The sequence below is a fragment of the Kribbella sp. CCNWLW201 genome (assembly GCF_037203805.1).
GTDB lineage: Bacteria > Actinomycetota > Actinomycetes > Propionibacteriales > Kribbellaceae > Kribbella.
This window is the reverse complement of the sequence record NZ_JBBCBQ010000009.1, coordinates 1-19,602: the sequence shown is the minus strand read 5'-3', so window position 1 is coordinate 19,602 and position 19,602 is coordinate 1. Positions and strand designations below refer to the sequence as shown.

The following is a 19,602-nucleotide window of genomic DNA, read 5'->3' as shown; positions in this document are numbered from 1 at the left end:
AGTGTGTTTCGCGTGCCTGCACCGAAAGTCCCTGACAAGGCGAGCGTGACCCGGCGGGGGTTCGCGGTCCTGCGGGTGGCGATCTGGGAGGAGCCGTGGATCTTCGCCCTGTCCGTGCTGGCGAGCATGTTGTACGGCGCGATGACGGTGGCCGACGGGTGGGCGCTCGGGTGGTCGACCGACCACGTGGTCCGGCCCGCGCTGGAGAGCGGTGACACCACCTTCGGAGCGGTCGCGTCGGTGATCTCGTTGTTCCTCGGGATCGCGATCCTGCGGGCGATCGGTGTAGTCGGCCGGCGGATCGGGGCCGGCATCATGCAGTACCGGCTGCAGGCGACGTACCGCCGCCGCGTCACCCGGCAGTACCTGAAGCTCCCGCTCGAGTGGCACCACAAGCACCCGACCGGGATGCTGCTGTCGAACGCCAACGCGGACGTCGAGTCGATCTGGTTCGTGATCGCTCCGCTGCCGATGGCCATCGGCGTGCTCGCGATGCTGGCCTTCGCCATCGCGGCGATGTTCATGGCCGACTTCTGGCTGGCGCTGGTCGGCTGCCTGGTGTTCCCGCTGGTGTTCGTGGCGAACGTGATCTTCCAGCGCTACCTGCAGCCGCTCGCGACCCGGGCTCAGCAGCTCCGCGCCGACGTCTCCGAGGTCGCGCACGAGTCCTTCGACGGCGCGCTCGTGGTGAAGACGCTGGGCCGGGAGGCCGCCGAGACCGAGCGCTTCCGCACCCCGACGTACGCGCTTCGGGACGCGAACATCGCGGTGAACAAGGCCCGCGGCATCTTCGACCCGGTGATCGACGGCCTGCCCCGGCTGGGCGTGCTCGCGGTGCTGCTCGTCGGTGTCGGCCGGGTCCGATCGGGTGCCGCCGATCCCGGTGACGTCGTCCAGGTCGCGTTCCTGTTCACGCTGATCGGATTCCCGATCCGGGCCCTCGGCTGGGTGCTCGGTGAGCTGCCGCGATCCGTCGTCGGATGGGACCGCGTCCAGCGGGTGCTGACCGCCGAGGGCGGGATGGAGTACGGCGACGCGCAGCTGACGTCAACGAAGGCGGCTCGGCTCGACGTGTCCGACGTACGGTTCGGCTATCTGCCCGAGCGGGACGTGCTGACCGGGGTGGACTTCACCGTCGAGCCCGGCCGGACGGTCGCGATGGTCGGCCCGACCGGCGCAGGCAAGTCGACGCTGACCACGTTGCTGACCCGGCTGGTCGACCCGGAGGAGGGCGCGGTCAAGATCGACGGGATCGACCTACGCGAGCTCGCCCGGGACGAGCTGGCGGGCTCGGTCGCGCTGGTGGCGCAGAGCGCGTTCCTGTTCGACGACACGGTCCGCGGGAACATCACGCTCGGCGGCGACTACAGCGACGAGGACGTCTGGGACGCGCTCCGAATCGCTCAGGGCGACGGCTTCGTGAAGGGGCTGCCGGACGGTCTCGACACCAAGGTCGGCGAGCGCGGTGCGACGCTGTCCGGTGGCCAACGGCAACGAATCGCCCTGGCGCGTGCCCTGGTACGACGACCACGGTTGCTGATCCTGGACGACGCGACCAGCGCGGTCGATCCACAGGTCGAGGCGCGGATCCTGGCCGGGCTGCGGTCCGCCGTACAGGGCTCAGAGGCGGCGACGACCGTGCTGGTGATCGCCTACCGCAAGGCGACGATCTCGCTCGCGGACGAGGTGGTGTTCCTGGACGAGGGCCGGATCGCGGCGCAGGGGACGCACACCGAGCTGCGGCAGAAGTCGGCCGCCTATCGCGAATTGGTCGACGCCTACGAGAAGGACGCGGCCCGACGGCAGGAAGAGGCGGAGCTGGCCGCCGAGATAGACGACTTGGACGCGGAAGGAGCTTCCGCGTGAGTACGGTAGAAACTTCGCGGCTTGACCACGGCGATGACGCGGGTGGTCTGGAGACACTGCGGCAGGGCGTGCGGGTGTCGCCCGAATTGGCCCAGGGGTGGTGGATCACCGGGCTGCTCGCGTTGCTGATGACGGCCGGGCGGATCGTCGTACCGATCGCCGTTCAGCAGACGATCGACAAGGGGCTGTCGGGTCCGGGTGGGCCCAACATGTCGTATGTCGCGTGGATGTGCGTGGTCTGTGCGCTCGGCGTGCTCGTCACCGCGGGAGCGTCGTACCTGACGACCGTGCGGCTCGCGATCAACTCAGAGCGCGGCCTGGCGACGATGCGGATCAAGGCGTTCCGGCACGTGCACGACCTGCCGGTGCTGACCCAGAGCACCGAGCGGCGTGGCGCGCTGGTCAGCCGCGTCACGTCGGACGTGGACACGGTGTCGCAGTTCCTGCAGTTCGGCGGGTTCATCTTCCTGGTCAGCATCGGGCAGATGCTGCTCGCGACCGTGGTGATGTTCGTCTACTCCTGGCAGCTCGCGCTCGTCGTACTCGTCTGCTTCATCCCGCTGTTCGCCAGCTTGAAGTACCTGCAGCGGCTGATGTCCGCGGCGTACGGCGTGGTGCGGGCGAAGGTCGGCGAGATGCTGTCCGCGATCGCCGAGCCGGTGGTCGGCGCGCAGGTGGTCCGGGCGTACGCGATCGAGCAGCGCACCCAGGGGCGGATCGACGCTTCGATCGAGGACTATCGCCGTACGGCGACCCGCGCGCAGGCGATCACCGGTCTGACCTTCTCGATCGGTGGTCTGGCGGCCGGTCTGGCGAACGCCGGGGTGTTGACGGCGGGCGTACTGCTCGGGGTCGACGGGCAGGTCACGCTGGGGGAGATCCTCGCGTTCATGTTCCTGGTCGCGCTGTTCTCGGACCCGGTGCAGATCGCGACCCAGGTGCTGACGGACGCTCAGAGTGCGTTCGCCGGCTGGCGGCGGGTGCTCGGGGTGATCGCGACGCCGGCCGATGTGGTCGACCCAGGCGAGTCGGGTGTCGTGCAGGCGCGCGGGCCGATCTCGGTCGAGTTCTCGGACGTGGACTTCGCTTACCCGGAAGGCGAGCTGGTCTTGCGGGATGTCGACGTACGATTGGAACCGCATCGGCGGGTCGCCGTGGTGGGGGAGACCGGCTCGGGGAAGACGACGTTCGCGAAGCTGCTGACCCGGTTGATGGATCCGACGTCGGGCGCCGTCCTGCTGGACGGGGTGGACGCGCGGGAGATCTCGTTCGCGTCGCTGCGGGAGCGGGTCGTGATGGTGCCGCAGGACGGGTACCTGTTCGACGCGTCGCTGGCGGAGAACGTGCGCTTCGGCCGGCCGGAGGTGACGGACGCGCAGTTGCTGGACGCGTTCGAGTCGCTGGGTCTGACGGACTGGCTGGAGTCGTTGCCGGACGGGCTGGAATCGCCCGTGGGTCAGCGCGGCGAGTCGCTGTCGGCGGGTGAGCGTCAGCTGGTCGCGCTGGTGCGGGCGAACATCGCCGACCCCGATCTGCTCGTCCTCGACGAGGCGACGTCGGCGGTCGACCCCGGCACCGAGGTCCGGGTCAACGCGGCGCTCGAGCGGCTGATGGCCGGGCGGACCTCGGTGACGATCGCGCACCGGCTGTCGACCGCCGAGGCGGCCGACGAGGTCCTGGTCTTCGACAACGGCGAAATCGTCGAGCGCGGCCCCCACGCGGACCTGGTCACCGCCGGCGGCGTCTACACCCGCCTCCACAACAGCTGGATAGCCCAACGCACCGCAATCTAGCTCTCACGACCCGCGCGACGTTTCAGGGGACGCACGACGGCCGGGATCGCGGAAAGAGGCGGGTCCCGGCCGTGCGGCTGGGACACGCGCGACGGCCGGGACCGCGGAAAGGGGCGGATCCCGGCCGTGCGCGTGCGATCAGGTCGACTCAGGGAGTCGGGGCGGCACCGTTCTCCCGCCCGTTACCCGGCTGGGGTACCAGCAGGAACTCGACGCCGCCCTTGTCGTCGACCGCCGCGTCCAGGATCTTGTCGTCCAGCGCGTTCGCGGCGTTCTCCTCGAGGAACACCCGAGCGCCAGCCTCCTCGACCACCTGATCACCTGGTCGTGGCGCTTCCGTGGTCGTCACCGCCAGCGCCGGGTTGGCCGGATCCTCCTGCGAGATCCGCACCCCGGCACCCTCCGGCGCACCCTCGACCCCCGTGATGCTCTTGATCACCAGAGTCGCATTCTCGGTCAGCGTCAGCACAACTACTCCAACCTCTAGACATCACTGAGCCCGCCCCGTGCCCCCTACCCCAATCCCCAAACCCCACCTTGAGAACCCATCAACCAGAATTCGCCCGCGAAAGTGGTCGGTGGCTTCTTAAGGTGGACTTGCGGGGAGAGTCAGGCGGCGTGGAGCCAGAGGGTGGGGTCGGGGGCTCGCCAGGTCGGAGGGGCGTCGGAGCGGGACTGGCCTCGGTGGAATGCGGCACGGAGGCGGGCGGGTAGGTCTGAGCGGCGATCGACCGCGTCCTCCCAGCCGAAATGCACGAGTTCGATGCCTCTGTCGCTCAGCCGCTGGTCACGGCGGTGGCTGGCGCGCATCAGCCGGCGGCGCTCCTCGGCGCTGCGGCCCTCGTACTTCGCCAGCCCGTCGGCCTCTCCGACGGTCCGGAACTGCGGCCACCAGAAGTCGACGCGTTCGGGCATCCAGCAAACGCCATCCCAGAACTGCGCCTGGAGCACCGGCGGAGGTATCGCCGCCGCGGCGAAGAGGGCTCGCGCGATCGACTCCAGCGCCGACTCCGACCTCGGATCACCGAATGCGAGGGTGAACCGCGCCCGCCGGACCCCGGTCCACCGCTGCTGTCGTTCGAGGACGGCCTCGCACTCGGCGAACGACGTACCGGTCCGCAACGCGTGGTCGACCGTCACGATCGCCTCGCGGAGCGGCAACTCTCGCGCGAGGTCAACGACGGTCCGCGCCGCGGTGGTGACGAGCAGCCCTTCGTGTCGGGACAGATCAGTCAGGGGCAGGCCGGCTCGGCGTACGACGACGTCGGGGCGCCGCTGATTCCGCTTGGCTGCGGGAGGTCTCGTCAGCCAGACCGCGTCCGCCGGAGGCGTGGACGGACGTCTGATGTCTGTCCAGGTGCGAAGCTCAGCCAGGCGAGCCGCACTGAAGTGACTGATGACCGAGCCGCGGTGCATCGCCTGTGCACAGGCGATCTTCGCCAGGTCCTCATCCACGCGCCCATCGAGGTAGTGCCCGTGGTGGTGCTGCAGCTCATGCTTGCGGAGGAGCCGCCGGAGATCGGCATCCCGCAGACCGAGCCGGAGCAGGATTTGCCTGCGCTGCGGGGTACGCACAGTCGCCACCAGCCGATCGCGCAGTCCACGCTCGAATCGATCCACGAAACCACCCTGCCGCCTCACCGCCCCCGCCCGCCTACCCCAATCGACCACCTGTGGACAACCCATCGACCTTGAGAACCCACCGACCATAAATCGCCCGCGAAAATGATCGGTGGGTTCTCAAGGTCGGGGAAAGTCGGGTGCGGGGGTTGGGGGGGGTGGTGTGTGATCGGGGTATGGCGATTGTGATGGGTGTGCCGGGGGTTGTGGGGTTGGGGGATGTGGTGGGGGTTTTGGGGGAGTGGCAGGGGGACAGGGTGGGGGTGCAGCTGCATCCGGGGGATTTGGGGTGGTATTGGCGGTTCGGGGCTGAGCAGGCTGCGGCGGCTACCCGGGTGTGGAGCCGGGACGGGGAGGTTCTGGCGGTCGGGATGCTGGACGATCCCGAGTTACTGCGGTTGGCGATCGCGCCTCCGGCTCACCGGGACGAGGAGTTGGCGCGGCAGTTGGTCGAGGACGTGTCGGCGCCGGAGCGCGGCGTACTGATCGAGGGCAAGGTGTACGTCGAGGCGCCGACGGGATCGCTCGTCCGGGACCTGCTGGTCAAGGACGGATGGCAGTTCGACGAGCCGTGGATCCCGCTGCGGCGTGATCTCAGTGAGCCGGTGCCGGACTCGGGTCTCCGGATCGAGGTGGTCGGGCCGGAGCAGGCGCCTGAGCGGACCGCGGTCCAGCGGGCGTCGTTCGACGGGTCCACGTTCACCGACGAGCGCTGGCACGCGATGGCGGCCGGGGCGGCGTACGACGATGCGCGCTGTCTGATCGGCCGTAACGCGGAGGGCGAGGCGGTCGCCGGTGTGACGGTCTGGTCCGCGGGGCCCGGGAAGCCGGGGCTGATCGAGCCGATGGGCGTGCACCGGGCACACCGCGGTCACGGCTACGGTCAAGCGATCACGGTCGCGGCAGCGCGCGCCCTGCGGGAGCTGGGTTCGTCGAGCGCGGTCGTCTGCACGCCGGCCTTCAACGTGGGCGCGGTCGCCACCTACAAGTCGGCCGGGTTCGAGCCGTTACCCGAGACCCGAGACGTGTACCGGGAGGCTTAGCCGGCCACGTCGTCCGCGGCCCGGAGGACCCGCAGGATGTTGCCGCTGGCAAGCTTTGCCAGTTCGGTGTCGTTCCAGCCGCGGTCGGCCAGCGCCTCGAAGAGCTTCGGGTACGACGCGACGTCGGCGAGCCCGGTCGGAAACTCCGGGCACCCGTCGTAGTCGCCGCCGATCCCGATGTGGTCCACGCCGGCGATCCCGCGGACATGGTCGATGTGCTCCACCACGTCGTCGAGCGTGACCTCGGGCTTCGGTACGTCGTACCCGTCGGCCAGTTTGGCTTGGTCCGCCGGATTGAGCGGATTCAGCTCCGGCTGGGCCTCGCGGGCGCCGGCGACCCAGTCGACGTACGCCTGGGAGACGAAGTACGGCACGAATGTCACCATGCAGACGCCCTCGTTCTGCGCCAGCGTCTCGAGGACGTCGTCCGGCGCGTTCCGGGGTACGTCGCAGACAGCACGGGCGGACGAGTGGCTGAAGATCACCGGCGCGCTCGTCACCCGGAGTGCGTGCCGCATGGTGTCCGCGGAGACGTGGGACAGGTCGACCAGCATGCCGATCCGGTTCATCTCCCGGACGACGTCCTCGCCGAAGTCGTTCAGCCCGCCCAGCACCGGCTCGTCCGTCGCGGAGTCCGCCCACGACACGTTGTTGTTGTGCGTCAGCGTCATATAGCGGACACCGAGCGCACGCATCACCCGCAGTACTCCGAGCGACTCACCGATCGAGTGGCCGCCCTCCATCCCCATCAGCGACGCGATCCGGCCGGCCTTGATCGCCGCCTCCACGTCATCCGCCGAGGACGCCAGTTCCAAGTCCGCCGGGAAGCGCTCGACCAGTCGCCGGACGAAGTCGAGCTGCTCGAACGTACGTCGTACGGCGTCAGCGTCCTGCGGCACCCAGAGCGACCAGAACTGGGCACCCACGTGGCCCAGTCGCAGCCGGGGCAGGTCAGTGTCGACCTGGGGGACCGAACCGCTCAGGTCGTGCGCGTCCAGGTCGTAACCGCACAGCTCGTAGAACGCGATCGGCAGGTCATTGTGCCCGTCGACCACCGGATGCTCGCGCAACAGTTCCCGGACCCGCGCCTCACTCGTCGTCATGTCGTCATCTTGTCAGGGACCGCCCCGCCGGTGTTCATTCCAGCGCACCGTGTGCGGAGCACAAGTTGTGATCGGCGACAATGGGTAGGTGAGTATCGACGAGCTGACCTTCGACGCGGCCGGGCTGATCCCGGCGGTGGTACAGCAGTACGACACGCGTGAGGTCCTGATGGTGGGCTGGATGAACGCCGAGGCGGTACGCCGTACCGCGGAGACCAAGCGGAGCACGTTCTGGTCCCGCAGCCGGCAGGCGTATTGGGTGAAGGGCGAGACCAGCGGCCATCGTCAGCACGTCAAGCAGATCCTGGTCGACTGCGATGCCGACACCCTGCTCGTCCTGGTCGACCAAGAGGGTCCGGCCTGCCACACCGGAACCCGCAGCTGCTTCGAGCACGGCGAGATCGAGGTCGCGTCGTGAGCCTGGAGATCCAAACCACTGTGAACAGCCCCAGCCTGGAGACCTTCCGCGAGTACGCCAAGGATCGTCGGGTCATCCCGGTGACGCGGCGGTTGCTCGCGGATGCCGAGACGCCGATCGGTGTGTACGGCAAGCTCGCCGCCGAGCGGGTCGGCACGTTTCTGCTCGAATCGGCCGAGAACGGCGGTGTCTGGTCCCGCTACTCCTTCATCGGCGTGCGGTCCGCCGCGACGTTGACCGAGCGCGACGGCCAGGCGGTGTGGACCGGGCACCCGCCAGTCGGACTGCCGGACCACGGTGACCCGCTGCAGGCGCTCCGGGAGACGCTGGAGATCCTGCACACGCCTCGGCTGCCCGACCTGCCCCCGCTGACCGGCGGCATGGTCGGCTTCCTCGGGTACGACGCCGTCCGCCGGCTGGAGCGGTTGCCGGACACAACGACCGACGACCTCGGCCTGCCCGAGCTGACCTTCCTGTTCGCCACCGACCTGGCCGCGCTCGACCACGAGACCGGCGAGATCTGGCTGATCGCGAACGCGGTCAACTGGGACGACTCCGACGAGCGCGTCGACGAGGCCTACGCGGACGCGGTCCGGCGGCTCGACGCGATGGAGGCGGATCTGGCTCAGCCGACCCCGTCGTACGTCGTCCGCGCCGATCGCGCCGCGGAGCCGGATCCGCACCGGCAGCGGTCCAGCGCCGAATACCGGCAGGCGGTCGAGCACGCGAAGGAGGAGATCCGGGCCGGCGAGGCGTTCCAGATCGTCGTCTCCCAGCGGTTCGAGCTGCAGACCACCGCGACCGCGCTCGACATCTACCGGGTGCTCCGCCGGTCCAACCCGAGCCCGTACATGTACCTGGTCCGCCTGGACGGGTTCGACATCGTCGGCTCCAGCCCCGAGGCCCTGGTCAAGGTCACCGACAACAAGGTGATCCTGCACCCGATCGCCGGCACCCGCCGCCGCGGCGCGACGCCGGAGGAGGACCACGCGCTGGAGGAGGAGCTGCGGGCCGACGCCAAGGAGCGGGCCGAGCACCTGATGCTGGTCGACCTGGGCCGCAACGACGTCGGCCGGGTCTGCGCACCTGGCACCGTCGAGGTCGTCGACTTCATGGACGTACGGCGCTACAGCCACGTGATGCACCTGGAGTCGACGGTCACCGGGCAGCTGGCGGCCGGCAAGACCGCGTTCGACGCGCTCACCGCCGCGTTCCCGGCCGGAACGTTGTCCGGGGCACCGAAACCGCGGGCGATGGAGATCATCGACAAGCTCGAGGTGACCCGGCGCGGCGTGTACGGCGGCGTGGTCGGCTACCTCGACTTCGCCGGTGACGCCGATACCGCGATCGCGATCCGGACCGCGGTGCTGCGCGGTACGACGGCGTACGTGCAGGCGGGTGCGGGCATCGTGGCCGACTCGGACCCGGCCGCGGAGGACGCGGAGTGCCGGACCAAGGCGGCCGCCGTACTCAATGCGATCGCAGTCGCTGGAACGTTCAGTGAGGTCTGATGCGGCCGCAGCGACTGGTTGACCTGCTCGCCCTGGTGGCGCTGGCTCTGCTGGCCGTGTCGGCGTACCTGACCTGGTCGTCGGCCGACCCGGGCAGCGGCCGGCCGGTGGTCGACTTCAACGGCTACACGGTCACAAAAGCCCCGGTGACACTCGCTCTGGCGAGCGTGGTCGCCATCGTCGTCACCAAACTCGCCGGTACGGCGTTGCGCCGCGTGCTGGGCGCGTTGGTGCTGCTGATGGGTGTCGCCGCGATCGGAGTCGCACTGCAGGTGCGGCCCGATGCAGCCGAGCTGAGCAGGATCCGGCCGGAGCTGAGTCAGGCTGTCACCGATCGCGTCGTACTGAGCAATGGAGTGGCTCCCTGGTTCGCGCTGGCCGGGGGAGTGGCACTGGTCGCGGCGGGGCTGGCCACCGTACTGACAGCGCATCGCTGGCGGCGGGCGACGGCCCGTTATGAGCGTGATCCGGCCGCCTCACCGGCCGATCAGTGGAAGGCGATCGACGCCGGGGAGGACCCGACTCTCTGATCGCGGCGGGCTACCGCCACAATAGGACGGGACGACGATGAGGAGTGGGCGCCAACTATGAACGATACGACGGCGGATCAACCGGTGACGCAGGTGAGCGAGGAGGCTCACGACCTGCACGGCAACAGCCCGGCGGCCTGGACCGCCGTGACCATCGTGCTGATCGCCTTCACCGTGGGCGCCATCGCGATGGTGCTGGGGCCGAACTGGGTGCTGTTCTGGATCTCGGTCGCGATTGCCCTGGTCGGCGCGCTGGCCGGTAAGGTGATGCAACTGCTCGGCTTCGGGGTCCCGACCGACGACCGGCACTGAGGGGCGGACCGGAAAATGACTGTGCTTGACGACATCCTCGCCGGGGTCCGGGAGGACCTCGCGGAGCGCCAGGCGCACATCAGCCTGGACGACCTGAAGCTCGAGGCGCAACGCAAACCCGACGCGAAGGACCCGATGCCGGTGTTCCGCGGCGACGGGATCGCGATCATCGCCGAGGTGAAGCGGTCCAGCCCGTCCAAGGGCGACCTGGCCGAGATCACCGACCCGGCCGCGCTGGCCGGGGAGTACGAGGGCGGCGGCGCGGCGGCGATCTCGGTACTGACCGAGCAGCGCCGGTTCAACGGCAGCCTGGACGACCTGCGCGCGGTCCGCGGCCGGGTCGACGTACCGGTGCTGCGCAAGGACTTCATCGTCTCCTCCTACCAGCTCTGGGAAGCCCGGGCGGCCGGGGCCGACATGGTCCTGCTGATCGTCGCGGCGCTGGAGCAGGAGGCGCTGGTCTCGCTGATCGAGCGGGCCCAGTCGATCGGCCTCTGCCCGCTGGTCGAGGTGCACGACGAGGAGGAGACCCGGCGTGCGGTGGACGCCGGCGCTCAGCTGATCGGCGTGAACAACCGGAACCTGAAGACCCTCGAGGTCGACCGGGACACCTTCGCCCGGGTCGCGCCGACGATCCCGGCCAACCTGGTCCGGGTGGCGGAGTCCGGGGTCCGTGGCCCGCATGATGTAATCGAGTTCGCGCGCGCCGGGGCCGATGTCGTCCTCGTCGGTGAAACCCTGGTGACCGGCCGCGATCCCCGCGCCTCGGTCGCCGACCTCGTCGCCGCCGGATCGCACCCCGCCATCCAGCAGCGGCACTAGAAATCCCGCCCGGTCCAAACGGCGCGGGGCCGAAACTCTCCCGCGCCGTCGTGCCGGGTTGGAAGGTTCTGTCGGATGAGTACTGTGCTGCCCGACCAGTTCGGGCACTTCGGCCGTTTCGGCGGCAGGTTCATGCCGGAGGCGCTGATCGCGCCGCTCGACGAGCTCACCGCGGCGTGGCGGGAGGCGATGGCCGACCCGGCGTTCACCGGTGAGTTCGAGCGGATGCTGCGCCAGTACGTCGGCGCGCCGAGCCTGCTGTACGACGCGACCCGGCTGTCGGACGTGGCCGGCGCCCGGATCCTGCTGAAGCGCGAGGACCTGAACCACACCGGTGCGCACAAGATCCGCAATGCGATCGGCCAGGCGCTGCTGACCAAGCGGATGGGCAAGACCCGCGTGATCGCCGAGACCGGCGCCGGCCAGCATGGCGTCGCGACCGCGACCGCCTGCGCCTACCTGGACCTCGAGTGCGTCGTCTACATGGGCGAGGTCGACACCGAGCGGCAGGCGCTGAACGTGGCCCGGATGAAGCTGCTCGGCGCCGAGGTGATCTCGGTCAAGACCGGCAGCCGGACGCTGAAGGACGCGATCAACGAGGCGCTGCGCGACTGGGTCGCCAGCGTCGACAAGACCCACTACATCCTCGGTACGGCGGCCGGTTCGCACCCGTTCCCGGCGATGGTGCGCGACTTCGTCCGCGGGATCGGCGACGAGGCCCGGGAGCAGTCGCTCGAGTTGCTCGGCAAGCTCCCGGACGCCGCGGTTGCCTCCGTCGGCGGCGGGTCGAACGCGATCGGCCTGTTCGCCGCGTTCATCCCGGACGCGGATGTGAAGCTGTACGGCATCGAGCCCGGTGGTGACGGGTTCGAAACGGGTCGGCACGCGGCCACGATCACCGCGGGTCAGGTCGGCGTACTGCATGGTGCGCGGTCGTTCCTGTTGCAGGACGAGGACGGCCAGACGATCGAGTCGCACTCGATCTCGGCCGGGCTGGACTACCCCGGTGTCGGGCCGGAGCACGCGTGGCTGGCCGAGACCGGGCGGGCGTCGTACCGGCCGATCACCGACGCCGAGGCGATGGAGGCGTTCCGGCTGCTGTCCCGGACCGAGGGGATCATCCCGGCGATCGAGTCGGCGCACGCGGTCTCCGGTGCGCTCCAGATCGCCAAGGAATTGGGGCCGGAGGCAACGATTCTGATCAATCTGTCCGGCCGCGGGGACAAGGACATGGACACGGCCGCTGCCTGGTTCGGCCTGGCCGACAAGGAGGCCGGACGTGAGTGAGCTCGTTGCCCTGGGCAAGGCCGGGGCCGCGATCCGGAAGGCGAACGACGAGGGCCGCGCGGCTCTCGTCGGCTACCTGCCGGCCGGCTTCCCGTCGTACGACGGCGGCATCGACGCGATCAAGGCGATGGTCGACGGTGGTGCCGACGTGCTCGAGATCGGCCTGCCGTACAGCGACCCGGTGATGGACGGTGTCACCATCCAGCGCGCCACCGAGATCGCCCTGGCCGCCGGTCTGCGGACCCGCGACGTCCTGAGCACGGTCGAGAAGGTCGCGGCGTACTCCGATGTACCGGTGCTGGTGATGACGTACTGGAACCCGATCGAGCGGTACGGCGTGGATCGGTTCGCCGCGGACTTCGCGGGGATCGGGGGAGCGGGGCTGATCACGCCCGACCTGATCCCGGACGAGGGCGCGGAGTGGATCGCCGCGGCGGACAAGAACGAGCTGGACCGGGTGTTCCTGGTCTCGCCGTCGTCCACCGACGAACGGATCAAGCTGACCACGGGGGCCTGCCGCGGCTTCGTCTACGCGACCGCTGTGATGGGTGTCACCGGGGCCCGGGAGAAGCCGTCGGACCTCGCGCCGCCGCTGGTGAAGCGGACCAAGGCGGTGACCGGAATCCCGGTCGGCGTCGGTCTCGGCGTGTCGAACGGTGACCAGGCAGCCGCTATCGCGGCGTACGCGGACGCGGTGATCGTCGGCTCGGCACTGGTCAAGGCCGCGGCCGAGAGTCCGGCGGCCGTTCGTGCGCTCACCGAGGAGCTGGCCGAAGGTGTCCGACGGGAACCCAGCCCCGCCGCCGGTCGTTAGACACGCCGTGAGTCGAACCAGGAACGCGGCCGTTCTGTTCGCCGCGGTGGCTCTGCTCGCCCTCGCGGGCTGCAGCGGCGGCAAGGACAAACAAGAGGCGGACAACCCCGGTGGTGCGATCATCCGCACCACCCAGGACCCGAACGGGTTACGCGGGGCGACGCTGGACCGGCCGTACTCGATGCCCGCGGCGACGTTGACCGACACCGCCGGCAACCAGTTCAACCTGGTCACGTCGACCAAGAAGCCGGTCACGCTGGTGTTCTTCGGGTACACCAACTGCCCCGATGTCTGCCCGACCGTGATGGCCGACGTGGCGTCCGCGCTGACCAAGTTGGACGACTCGGTCCGGGACCAGGTGCAGTTGCTGTTCATCACCACCGATCCGTCCCGTGACACCTTGCCGGTGATGCGTAAGTACCTGGACCGGTTCGATCCGTCGTTCGTGGGGCTGACCGGGTCGCTGGTCCAGATCAAGGACATCGCCAAGGCCGTCGGCGTACCGGTGGAGGGCATGAAGAAGCTGCCGTCCGGTGGTTACGAGGTCGGCCACGGCGCGCAGGTGCTCGGATTCGGCAAGACTGACAAGGCGAACGTGCTGTGGTTGTCGAACGCCGCCATCGGCGACCTCGCACATGACTTCGGAAAGCTGGTGGAGGACAACCAGTGAAGTTCTCTTTCCGTGCGAAGCACCAGCTGTGGTTTCCCTGGGTTTCGCTGGTGGCCCGGCTCGTGCTCGGCGGTGTGATGCTGGTGGCCGGTGCGCTGAAGGTGACGGATCCGGAGACCGCGTCCCAGGCGGTCCGGGCGTACGACCTGCTGCCATCCGCGCTGGTGGCGCCGGTCGGCTGGGGCCTGCCGTTCCTGGAGATCGCGATCGGATTGCTGTTGATCGTCGGTTTCGGTGTCCGCGCCGCCGCGGTGGCCGCGGGTGTTTTCATGGTCGTGTTCATCGCCGCGGTGGCCTCCGCCTGGGCGCGCGGTCTGGCGATCGACTGCGGCTGCTTCGGTGGCGGTGGAGAGGTCGCCCCGGGTGAGACCAAGTACCTGCAGGAGATCCTGCGGGACGTCGGCCTGCTGCTGCTGGCAGCCTGGTTGTGGTTGAGCCCGGTGAGCAAGTTCGCCCTCGAGTCCGATCCACACACCCCGACAGGAGTCACCGCGTCGTGAGCAAGACCAAAACCCCCGTGAACCCGCTGCTGCAGCAGAACAAGCGGCGGATCTCGCCCGGGATCGTCGTGGTGATCGTGCTGGTGCTCGCACTGGCCGGCGGGGTCGGCGTGCAGTACTGGCGCAGTCACTCCAAGGTCGAGGTGAGCTCGAACGGCCGCCCCGAGCCCACCGTGATCCAGGGACCGGGCACGACCGGCAAGGGTGTCACCGTCGGCAAGGAAGGCGCCAAGGCGCATATCGACATCTACCTGGACTTCCGCTGCCCGCACTGCGCGGAGTTCGAGGAGGCGACCGGCGCGACCGTGGACAAGCTGGTCCAGGACGGCACCGCCACGCTCACCTACTGGCCGCTGACCTTCGTGAACCCGGACGCCTCGCCGCGGCTGGCCAACGCGTTCGCCGCCGCGGCCGCGAACGGCAAGGCGCTCAGCTACGCCGACGAGATGTACGCCGACTTCTCGAAGTCCTGGACCACCGACCAGTTGATCTCGCTGGGCAAGCAGCTCGGGATCGACGACGCGAAGTTCGAGCAGGCGGTCCGCGACAACACCTACGGCAGCTGGCTCGACTCGGTCTCCAAGGCCGCCGACGACCGGGGTGTCAGCGGGACGCCGACCGTCTACGTCAACGACAAGCAACTGGACGCTGACAACCTCACCGGCGAGGGCCTGCAGAAGGCCGTCGACGAAGCGGTCGCGGCGGGCTGAGGCCGTGCGGACGCTGACGCACCGAGTCCCCATCGTGACCATGAGTTTCTGGCCGCGATCGGGACGGTCGAGTAGCGTTCCTGCTTGCCATGTCTAGTCTGATCCCCGCCGTGATCGTTCCGGCGTTCATCCCAAGCCCGAGCCAGGGTGTCTGGCACGTCCTCGGCCTGCCGATCCGCGCCTACGCGCTGTGCATCCTGGCCGGTATCTTCGTCGGCTACTGGCTCGGCCGGAAGCGCTGGGTCGCCCGCGGCGGTTCGCCGACCGTGCTCGCCGACATCATGTTCTGGGCCATCCCGTTCGGCCTGGTCGGCGCCCGGATCTACCACGTCGTCACCGACGCCGAGCTGTACTTCGGTGACGGCCCCGGCACCCCGATCGACGCGCTGAAGATCTGGCACGGCGGACTGGGCATCTGGGGTGCGGTCGGCTTCGGCGCACTCGGTGCCTGGATCGCCTGCCGCCGGGCCAAGGTGCCGTTCCTGGCGGTCGCGGACGCGATGGCGCCGGGGATCGCGCTGGCCCAGGTGCTCGGCCGGTTCGGCAACTACTTCAACCAGGAACTGTTCGGCAAGCCGACGAACCGGCCGTGGGGCCTGGAGATCGACCCCGCCCACCGGCCGGAGGGGTACGCCGACTTCGCCACCTTCCACCCGACGTTCCTGTACGAGGCGATCTGGAACCTCGGCGTGATCGCGCTGGTGATCCTGGTCGGCCGCCGGATCAAGCTGGGTCACGGGCGCGCGTTCTTCCTGTACGTGGCCGGTTACACCCTTGGCCGCGCCTGGATCGAGAACCTGCGCATCGACACCGTCAACCACTTCCTGGGCCTGCGGCTGAACGTCTGGACCTCGATCATCCTGTTCGTCCTCGCCGTGGTCGCCTTCGTCCTCAGCGCCCGCCTCCGCCCCGGCATCGAAGACATCTCCACCGGCCCCGCCGCCGGTCAGCCGACCGGGGACGCCGCGACGCCGGAAGCCGACGAGCCCAAGCCGGTCGACACGTCCACCCCGGACGTTGACGCGACCCCGACCATCGACAACGCCACCTCCGAGCAGGGTTCGGACAACTCCGCCTCTGCCGAGGCGGAGCCGGCCGGAGGGCCGGCTGCCGAGGCCCACAAGCCGAAGGTCGAGGCGAGCAGCTCCAACGGGTCCGAAGCAGACGGGTCTCGTGACTGACGATCGGATCTCAGCCTCCGAGGGCGACTCCAGCGGATCGCCCCCGGAGGTTTCGGCCGAACATCACGGGGATCACACCCACCGGGACGTGAGCGGTGGCTGGCTGCGGCCGGCCGTGTTCGGCGCGATGGACGGCCTGGTGTCGAACTTCGCCTTGATCGCCGGCATGGACGGCGGCACCGAGTCCGGTTCCCGGTTCATCGTGCTCGCCGGGCTGGCCGGACTCGCCGCGGGTGCGTTCTCGATGGCGGCGGGGGAGTACACCTCGGTCGCGTCCCAGCGCGAGCTGGCCCGGGCCGAGATCGAGGTGGAACGCAAGGAGATCCAGCGGCACCCGATCGACGAGGAGATCGAGCTCGCCGAGACCTACCGGGCCAAGGGCCTCGACCCGGACCTGGCCAGCAAGGTCGCCAAGCAGTTCCACACCGACCCGGACCAGGCGCTGGAGGAACACGTCCGCGAGGAACTCGGCATCGATCCGCACGATCTGCCGAACCCGATGCTCGCGGCTGCGTCGTCGTTCATCTGCTTCGCGGTCGGCGCGTTCATCCCGCTGCTGCCGTACCTCCTCGGCGCCGGCAACGTCGTACCGGCCCTGATCCTGTCGCTGACCGCCCTCTTCGTCTGCGGCGCCGTCGTCTCCCGCGTCACCTCGCGTTCCTGGTGGTACTCCGGCCTCCGCCAACTGATCCTCGGCGGTCTGGCCGCAGCCCTCACCTACTTCGTCGGCACTCTGGTCGGCCCGAGCATCTAGCCCCTGAACAGCCCGCTGTACGCGTTCAGCGCGGGCTGGCCGCCCAGGTGGGCGTACAGGACGTTGGAGTCCGGGGCGATCTCGCCGGTGCGGATCAGGTCGATCAGGCCGGCCATCGACTTTCCTTCGTAGACCGGGTCGATAATCATCCCCTCGAGCTGACCGGTCAGCCGGATCGCGTCCAGGGTCGACTGCACGGGGACGCCGTACATGTCGCCGGCCCAGCCCTCGAGGATGGTGATCTCGTCGTCGCGGAGGTCACGGCCGAGCCCGATAAGCTCCGCGGTGGCACGGGCGATCCGCTCGACCTGCTCGCTGGTCTCCTTCAGCTTCGCGCTCGCATCGATGCCGAGCACCCGCCGCGGCCGGTCCTGACCCGCGAAGCCCGCGATCATGCCGGCCTGGGTGGACCCGGTCACCGAGCACACGATGATCGTGTCGAAGAAGACGCCGAGCTCACGCTCCTGCTGCTCCACCTCGTACGCCCACTGCGCGAACCCGAGCCCGCCGAGCCGGTGATCGGATGCACCGGCAGGAATCGCGTACGGCGTACCTCCTCGTGCCTCCACATCGGCCAGCGCCTGCTTCCAGCTGTCCTTGAAGCCGATCCCGAAACCGGCCGGGTCGAGCCGAACCTCCGCGCCCATGATCCGGCTGAGCAGGATGTTGCCGACCCGGTCGTTGAGCGCGTCGGGCCAGTCGACCCAGTTCTCCTGAACCAGGACCGCCTTGAGCCCCACCTTCGCGGCGACTGCGGCGACCTGCCGGGTGTGGTTCGACTGGTAGCCGCCGATCGACACCAGCGTGTCCGCGCCCTGGGCGAGCGCGTCCGGGATCAGGTACTCCAGCTTCCGCGTCTTGTTGCCGCCGTACGCGAGTCCGGAATTGCAGTCCTCGCGCTTGGCCCAGATCTTCGCGCCACCCAGCTGAGCGGTCAGCCGGTCGAGCGGATGCACCGGGCTCGGCCCGAACAGCAGCGGATAGCGCGGAAAGTCAGCCAGTGACATCGTTCCCTCCGAAACTCGGTCGCTCGACCGCGAGCGCCGTGACTAGGGTCGGCCAGATGTTCCCCGGCGAGATCGATGTCCAGCCGTCCACCTACCTCGACCACCTCGGCACCATCTTCGCCCTCTTCGGCGCCAACACCCAGGATTCCGGCAACATCTCGTACGGCGTCCAGACCGCCACGCACAGGTACTTCGTCAAAACCGCAGGCGACCCCGCGAACACCACGCCGTACCTGGACTTCGCCGGCCGGGTCGCCTTGTTGCGCAACGCCGTCGAACTGGCGGACGTCGTCCATCCGCTCCTGCCGACCCTGCACGCCGTGATCGAGTCACCGGGCGGCCCGCTCCTGGTCTATGACTGGCGCGACGGCGAACACCTCGGCACCGACCGTGACGATCCGTCCAGCGCGCACCAACGGTTCCGCGCGCTCCCCTTGCCGGAGATCGTCGCCGCGTTGGACGCGCTCTACGACCTCCACGCCCGGTTGGACGAGGCGGGTTGGGTCGAGGGCGACTTCTACGACGGCGCCCTGCTCTACGACTTCACCGAGCGCCGCCTGACTGTGGTCGACCTGGACAGCTACCACCTCGGCCCGTACCGCAACAACATGGGCCGCATGTTCGGCGCTCGCCGATTCATGGCCCCCGAGGAGTTCTCACTGGGCGCCCCCATCGACACCCGCACCACGGCCTACGTCCTAGCCCGTGCCGCCCTGGTCTTCCTCTCCAACACACCCTGGACCGCTCCACCTTCCGCGGCACCGACGCCCACTACGCCGTACTCCAAGAAGCCACCACCACCCGCTACCCGACCTACGCCGCCTTCCACGAGGCGTGGCGCTCCGCCTCGGCCGGTTAGGTGCGGAGGACGTGGGTGCCGGGTGCTCGCGATCGAGGAAGGCGGCTGTGGTGTCGCGGTTGTAAACGCCGGCGTGGGGTCGCGGCTCCGGGCTGCGTGATGGTGCTAGTCGGGGTGGCGGGCGTCAAGTGCGCCTTCGGCGTCCCTTCGGGATCTTCGACACTTGACTCCCACCACCCCGACCAGAAGGGCGCAGCTATCCCGGAGCTGCTCACCCGAGTGGTCTCACTCCCTGGGGTGGACACGGGAGCTGGCGGTGGAGCCGGGGGCGCTGACGGGGTTGTGGAGCGGGCTGGGTGCGGCGGGTCGATGTGGCGTCGGGGTTGGTGGATCTGCGGCGGGTGGTGCCCGAGTCGGGGGTAACGGGGATTCGGTGGCCCGGTGTCGGTGCTGGGCTCTGGGGTCCGTTATGCGGGCAGATCGCGGCCGGCGGCCGGGACCTGGGACAGGAAACGGCGGGCTGGGACCTGATATTTCATGTCTCCGCTCGCGGTTTGTTGTCTCAGGTCCCGCCGGTGGCGTGGTTTGGGGGGTTGTGGTCTCGGGATCCGGACCGAACCGGCCGGATGCTGGTCAACCCGGGCGGATCCCCGAACCTCGTACACCGGGCGGGGACCTCGGACACCTGGTCAGATGTCCGAGGTCCCCGCCGGGTGTTCAAGGTCAGCCGATTGCACCAAATCCTCCCCGGATCCAGGCCCGCCCACCGGATCCACCCCACAGCCGTGACCACTCGGGTGAGCTGCTCCGGGATAGCTGCGTCCTTCCCTGGTCGTGGTGGTGTGGGTCAAGGGGCGAAGCT

General features: G+C 69.2%; 20 protein-coding genes. 16 read left to right on the top strand and 4 right to left on the bottom strand.

The window, feature by feature from the left end:
• The first annotated feature begins 12 nt into the window (after positions 1-12).
• A complete protein-coding gene (locus V9K99_RS30755) occupies positions 13-1,866 on the top strand; it encodes an ABC transporter ATP-binding protein (RefSeq protein ID WP_337008749.1) in 1,854 nt (617 codons plus the stop codon).
• The gene (locus V9K99_RS30750; RefSeq protein ID WP_337008747.1) at positions 1,863-3,659 is read left to right on the top strand and encodes an ABC transporter ATP-binding protein; all 1,797 of its coding nucleotides are present in this window, start codon (positions 1,863-1,865) and stop codon (positions 3,657-3,659) included. The genes V9K99_RS30755 and V9K99_RS30750 overlap by 4 nt, the downstream gene beginning before the upstream one ends.
• A 148-nt stretch (positions 3,660-3,807) precedes the next feature.
• Here the strand turns inward: V9K99_RS30750 and V9K99_RS30745 are convergent, their stop codons facing one another.
• Positions 3,808-4,128: a Fe-S cluster assembly protein HesB gene (locus V9K99_RS30745; RefSeq protein ID WP_337008745.1), complete on the bottom strand. Its 321-nt coding sequence runs from the start codon at positions 4,126-4,128 to the stop codon at positions 3,808-3,810.
• Positions 4,129-4,268: 140 nt separating this feature from the next.
• Positions 4,269-5,279, bottom strand: coding sequence for a hypothetical protein (locus V9K99_RS30740; protein ID WP_337008743.1), 1,011 nt, complete (start codon positions 5,277-5,279; stop codon positions 4,269-4,271).
• A 257-nt stretch (positions 5,280-5,536) separates the two neighbouring features.
• Here V9K99_RS30740 and V9K99_RS30735 point away from each other — a divergent pair, with 257 nt between their 5' ends.
• On the top strand, positions 5,537-6,322 hold the full coding sequence (locus tag V9K99_RS30735) for a GNAT family N-acetyltransferase (RefSeq protein WP_337008741.1): 786 nt from the start codon (positions 5,537-5,539) through the stop codon (positions 6,320-6,322).
• Here the strand turns inward: V9K99_RS30735 and V9K99_RS30730 are convergent.
• Entirely contained in the window at positions 6,319-7,425 is a 1,107-nt protein-coding gene (locus tag V9K99_RS30730; RefSeq protein ID WP_337008739.1) for a dipeptidase, read from the bottom strand. The genes V9K99_RS30735 and V9K99_RS30730 overlap by 4 nt on opposite strands.
• 88 nt (positions 7,426-7,513) lie before the next feature.
• Between V9K99_RS30730 and hisI the strand changes: the two genes are divergently transcribed.
• The 12 genes from hisI (at position 7,514) to V9K99_RS30670 (ending at position 16,934) form a co-directional block, all read left to right on the top strand.
• A complete protein-coding gene (gene hisI, locus V9K99_RS30725) occupies positions 7,514-7,843 on the top strand; it encodes a phosphoribosyl-AMP cyclohydrolase (RefSeq protein ID WP_337008737.1) in 330 nt (109 codons plus the stop codon).
• Positions 7,840-9,354: an anthranilate synthase component I gene (locus V9K99_RS30720; protein WP_337008735.1), complete on the top strand. Its 1,515-nt coding sequence runs from the start codon at positions 7,840-7,842 to the stop codon at positions 9,352-9,354. The genes hisI and V9K99_RS30720 overlap by 4 nt, the downstream gene beginning before the upstream one ends.
• Complete coding sequence (locus tag V9K99_RS30715; protein ID WP_337008733.1) at positions 9,354-9,884, top strand: Trp biosynthesis-associated membrane protein; 531 nt, start codon at positions 9,354-9,356, stop codon at positions 9,882-9,884. Before V9K99_RS30720 ends, V9K99_RS30715 begins: the two co-directional genes overlap by 1 nt.
• A 57-nt stretch (positions 9,885-9,941) precedes the next feature.
• Positions 9,942-10,196, top strand: a complete 255-nt coding sequence (locus tag V9K99_RS30710; RefSeq protein ID WP_337008731.1) for an HGxxPAAW family protein — start codon at positions 9,942-9,944, stop codon at positions 10,194-10,196.
• Positions 10,197-10,211: 15 nt separating this feature from the next.
• A complete protein-coding gene (gene trpC / locus V9K99_RS30705; RefSeq protein ID WP_337008729.1) occupies positions 10,212-11,018 on the top strand; it encodes an indole-3-glycerol phosphate synthase TrpC in 807 nt (268 codons plus the stop codon).
• A gap of 75 nt (positions 11,019-11,093) precedes the next feature.
• Positions 11,094-12,305, top strand: a complete 1,212-nt coding sequence (trpB, locus tag V9K99_RS30700; protein WP_337008727.1) for a tryptophan synthase subunit beta — start codon at positions 11,094-11,096, stop codon at positions 12,303-12,305.
• Entirely contained in the window at positions 12,298-13,119 is an 822-nt protein-coding gene (gene trpA / locus V9K99_RS30695; RefSeq protein ID WP_337008725.1) for a tryptophan synthase subunit alpha, read from the top strand. The genes trpB and trpA overlap by 8 nt, the downstream gene beginning before the upstream one ends.
• 7 nt (positions 13,120-13,126) lie before the next feature.
• The gene (locus V9K99_RS30690) at positions 13,127-13,789 is read left to right on the top strand and encodes an SCO family protein (protein WP_337008723.1); all 663 of its coding nucleotides are present in this window, start codon (positions 13,127-13,129) and stop codon (positions 13,787-13,789) included.
• On the top strand, positions 13,786-14,289 hold the full coding sequence (locus V9K99_RS30685) for a MauE/DoxX family redox-associated membrane protein (RefSeq protein WP_337008721.1): 504 nt from the start codon (positions 13,786-13,788) through the stop codon (positions 14,287-14,289). Before V9K99_RS30690 ends, V9K99_RS30685 begins: the two co-directional genes overlap by 4 nt.
• Positions 14,286-14,999 carry a DsbA family protein gene (locus V9K99_RS30680; protein WP_337008719.1) on the top strand — a complete coding sequence of 238 codons (714 nt, stop codon included), beginning with the start codon at positions 14,286-14,288 and terminating at the stop codon, positions 14,997-14,999. The genes V9K99_RS30685 and V9K99_RS30680 overlap by 4 nt, the downstream gene beginning before the upstream one ends.
• Before the next feature lie 89 nt (positions 15,000-15,088).
• Positions 15,089-16,180: a prolipoprotein diacylglyceryl transferase gene (gene lgt, locus V9K99_RS30675; RefSeq protein WP_337008717.1), complete on the top strand. Its 1,092-nt coding sequence runs from the start codon at positions 15,089-15,091 to the stop codon at positions 16,178-16,180.
• The gene (locus V9K99_RS30670) at positions 16,173-16,934 is read left to right on the top strand and encodes a VIT1/CCC1 transporter family protein (protein WP_337008715.1); all 762 of its coding nucleotides are present in this window, start codon (positions 16,173-16,175) and stop codon (positions 16,932-16,934) included. Before lgt ends, V9K99_RS30670 begins: the two co-directional genes overlap by 8 nt.
• Here V9K99_RS30670 and V9K99_RS30665 read toward each other — a convergent pair.
• The gene (locus V9K99_RS30665) at positions 16,931-17,941 is read right to left on the bottom strand and encodes a 1-aminocyclopropane-1-carboxylate deaminase (RefSeq protein ID WP_337008713.1); all 1,011 of its coding nucleotides are present in this window, start codon (positions 17,939-17,941) and stop codon (positions 16,931-16,933) included. The genes V9K99_RS30670 and V9K99_RS30665 overlap by 4 nt on opposite strands.
• Positions 17,942-17,997: 56 nt before the next feature.
• Here V9K99_RS30665 and V9K99_RS30660 point away from each other — a divergent pair, with 56 nt between their 5' ends.
• Positions 17,998-18,900, top strand: coding sequence for a hypothetical protein (locus V9K99_RS30660; protein WP_337008711.1), 903 nt, complete (start codon positions 17,998-18,000; stop codon positions 18,898-18,900).
• The last annotated feature ends 702 nt before the right edge of the window (positions 18,901-19,602 follow it).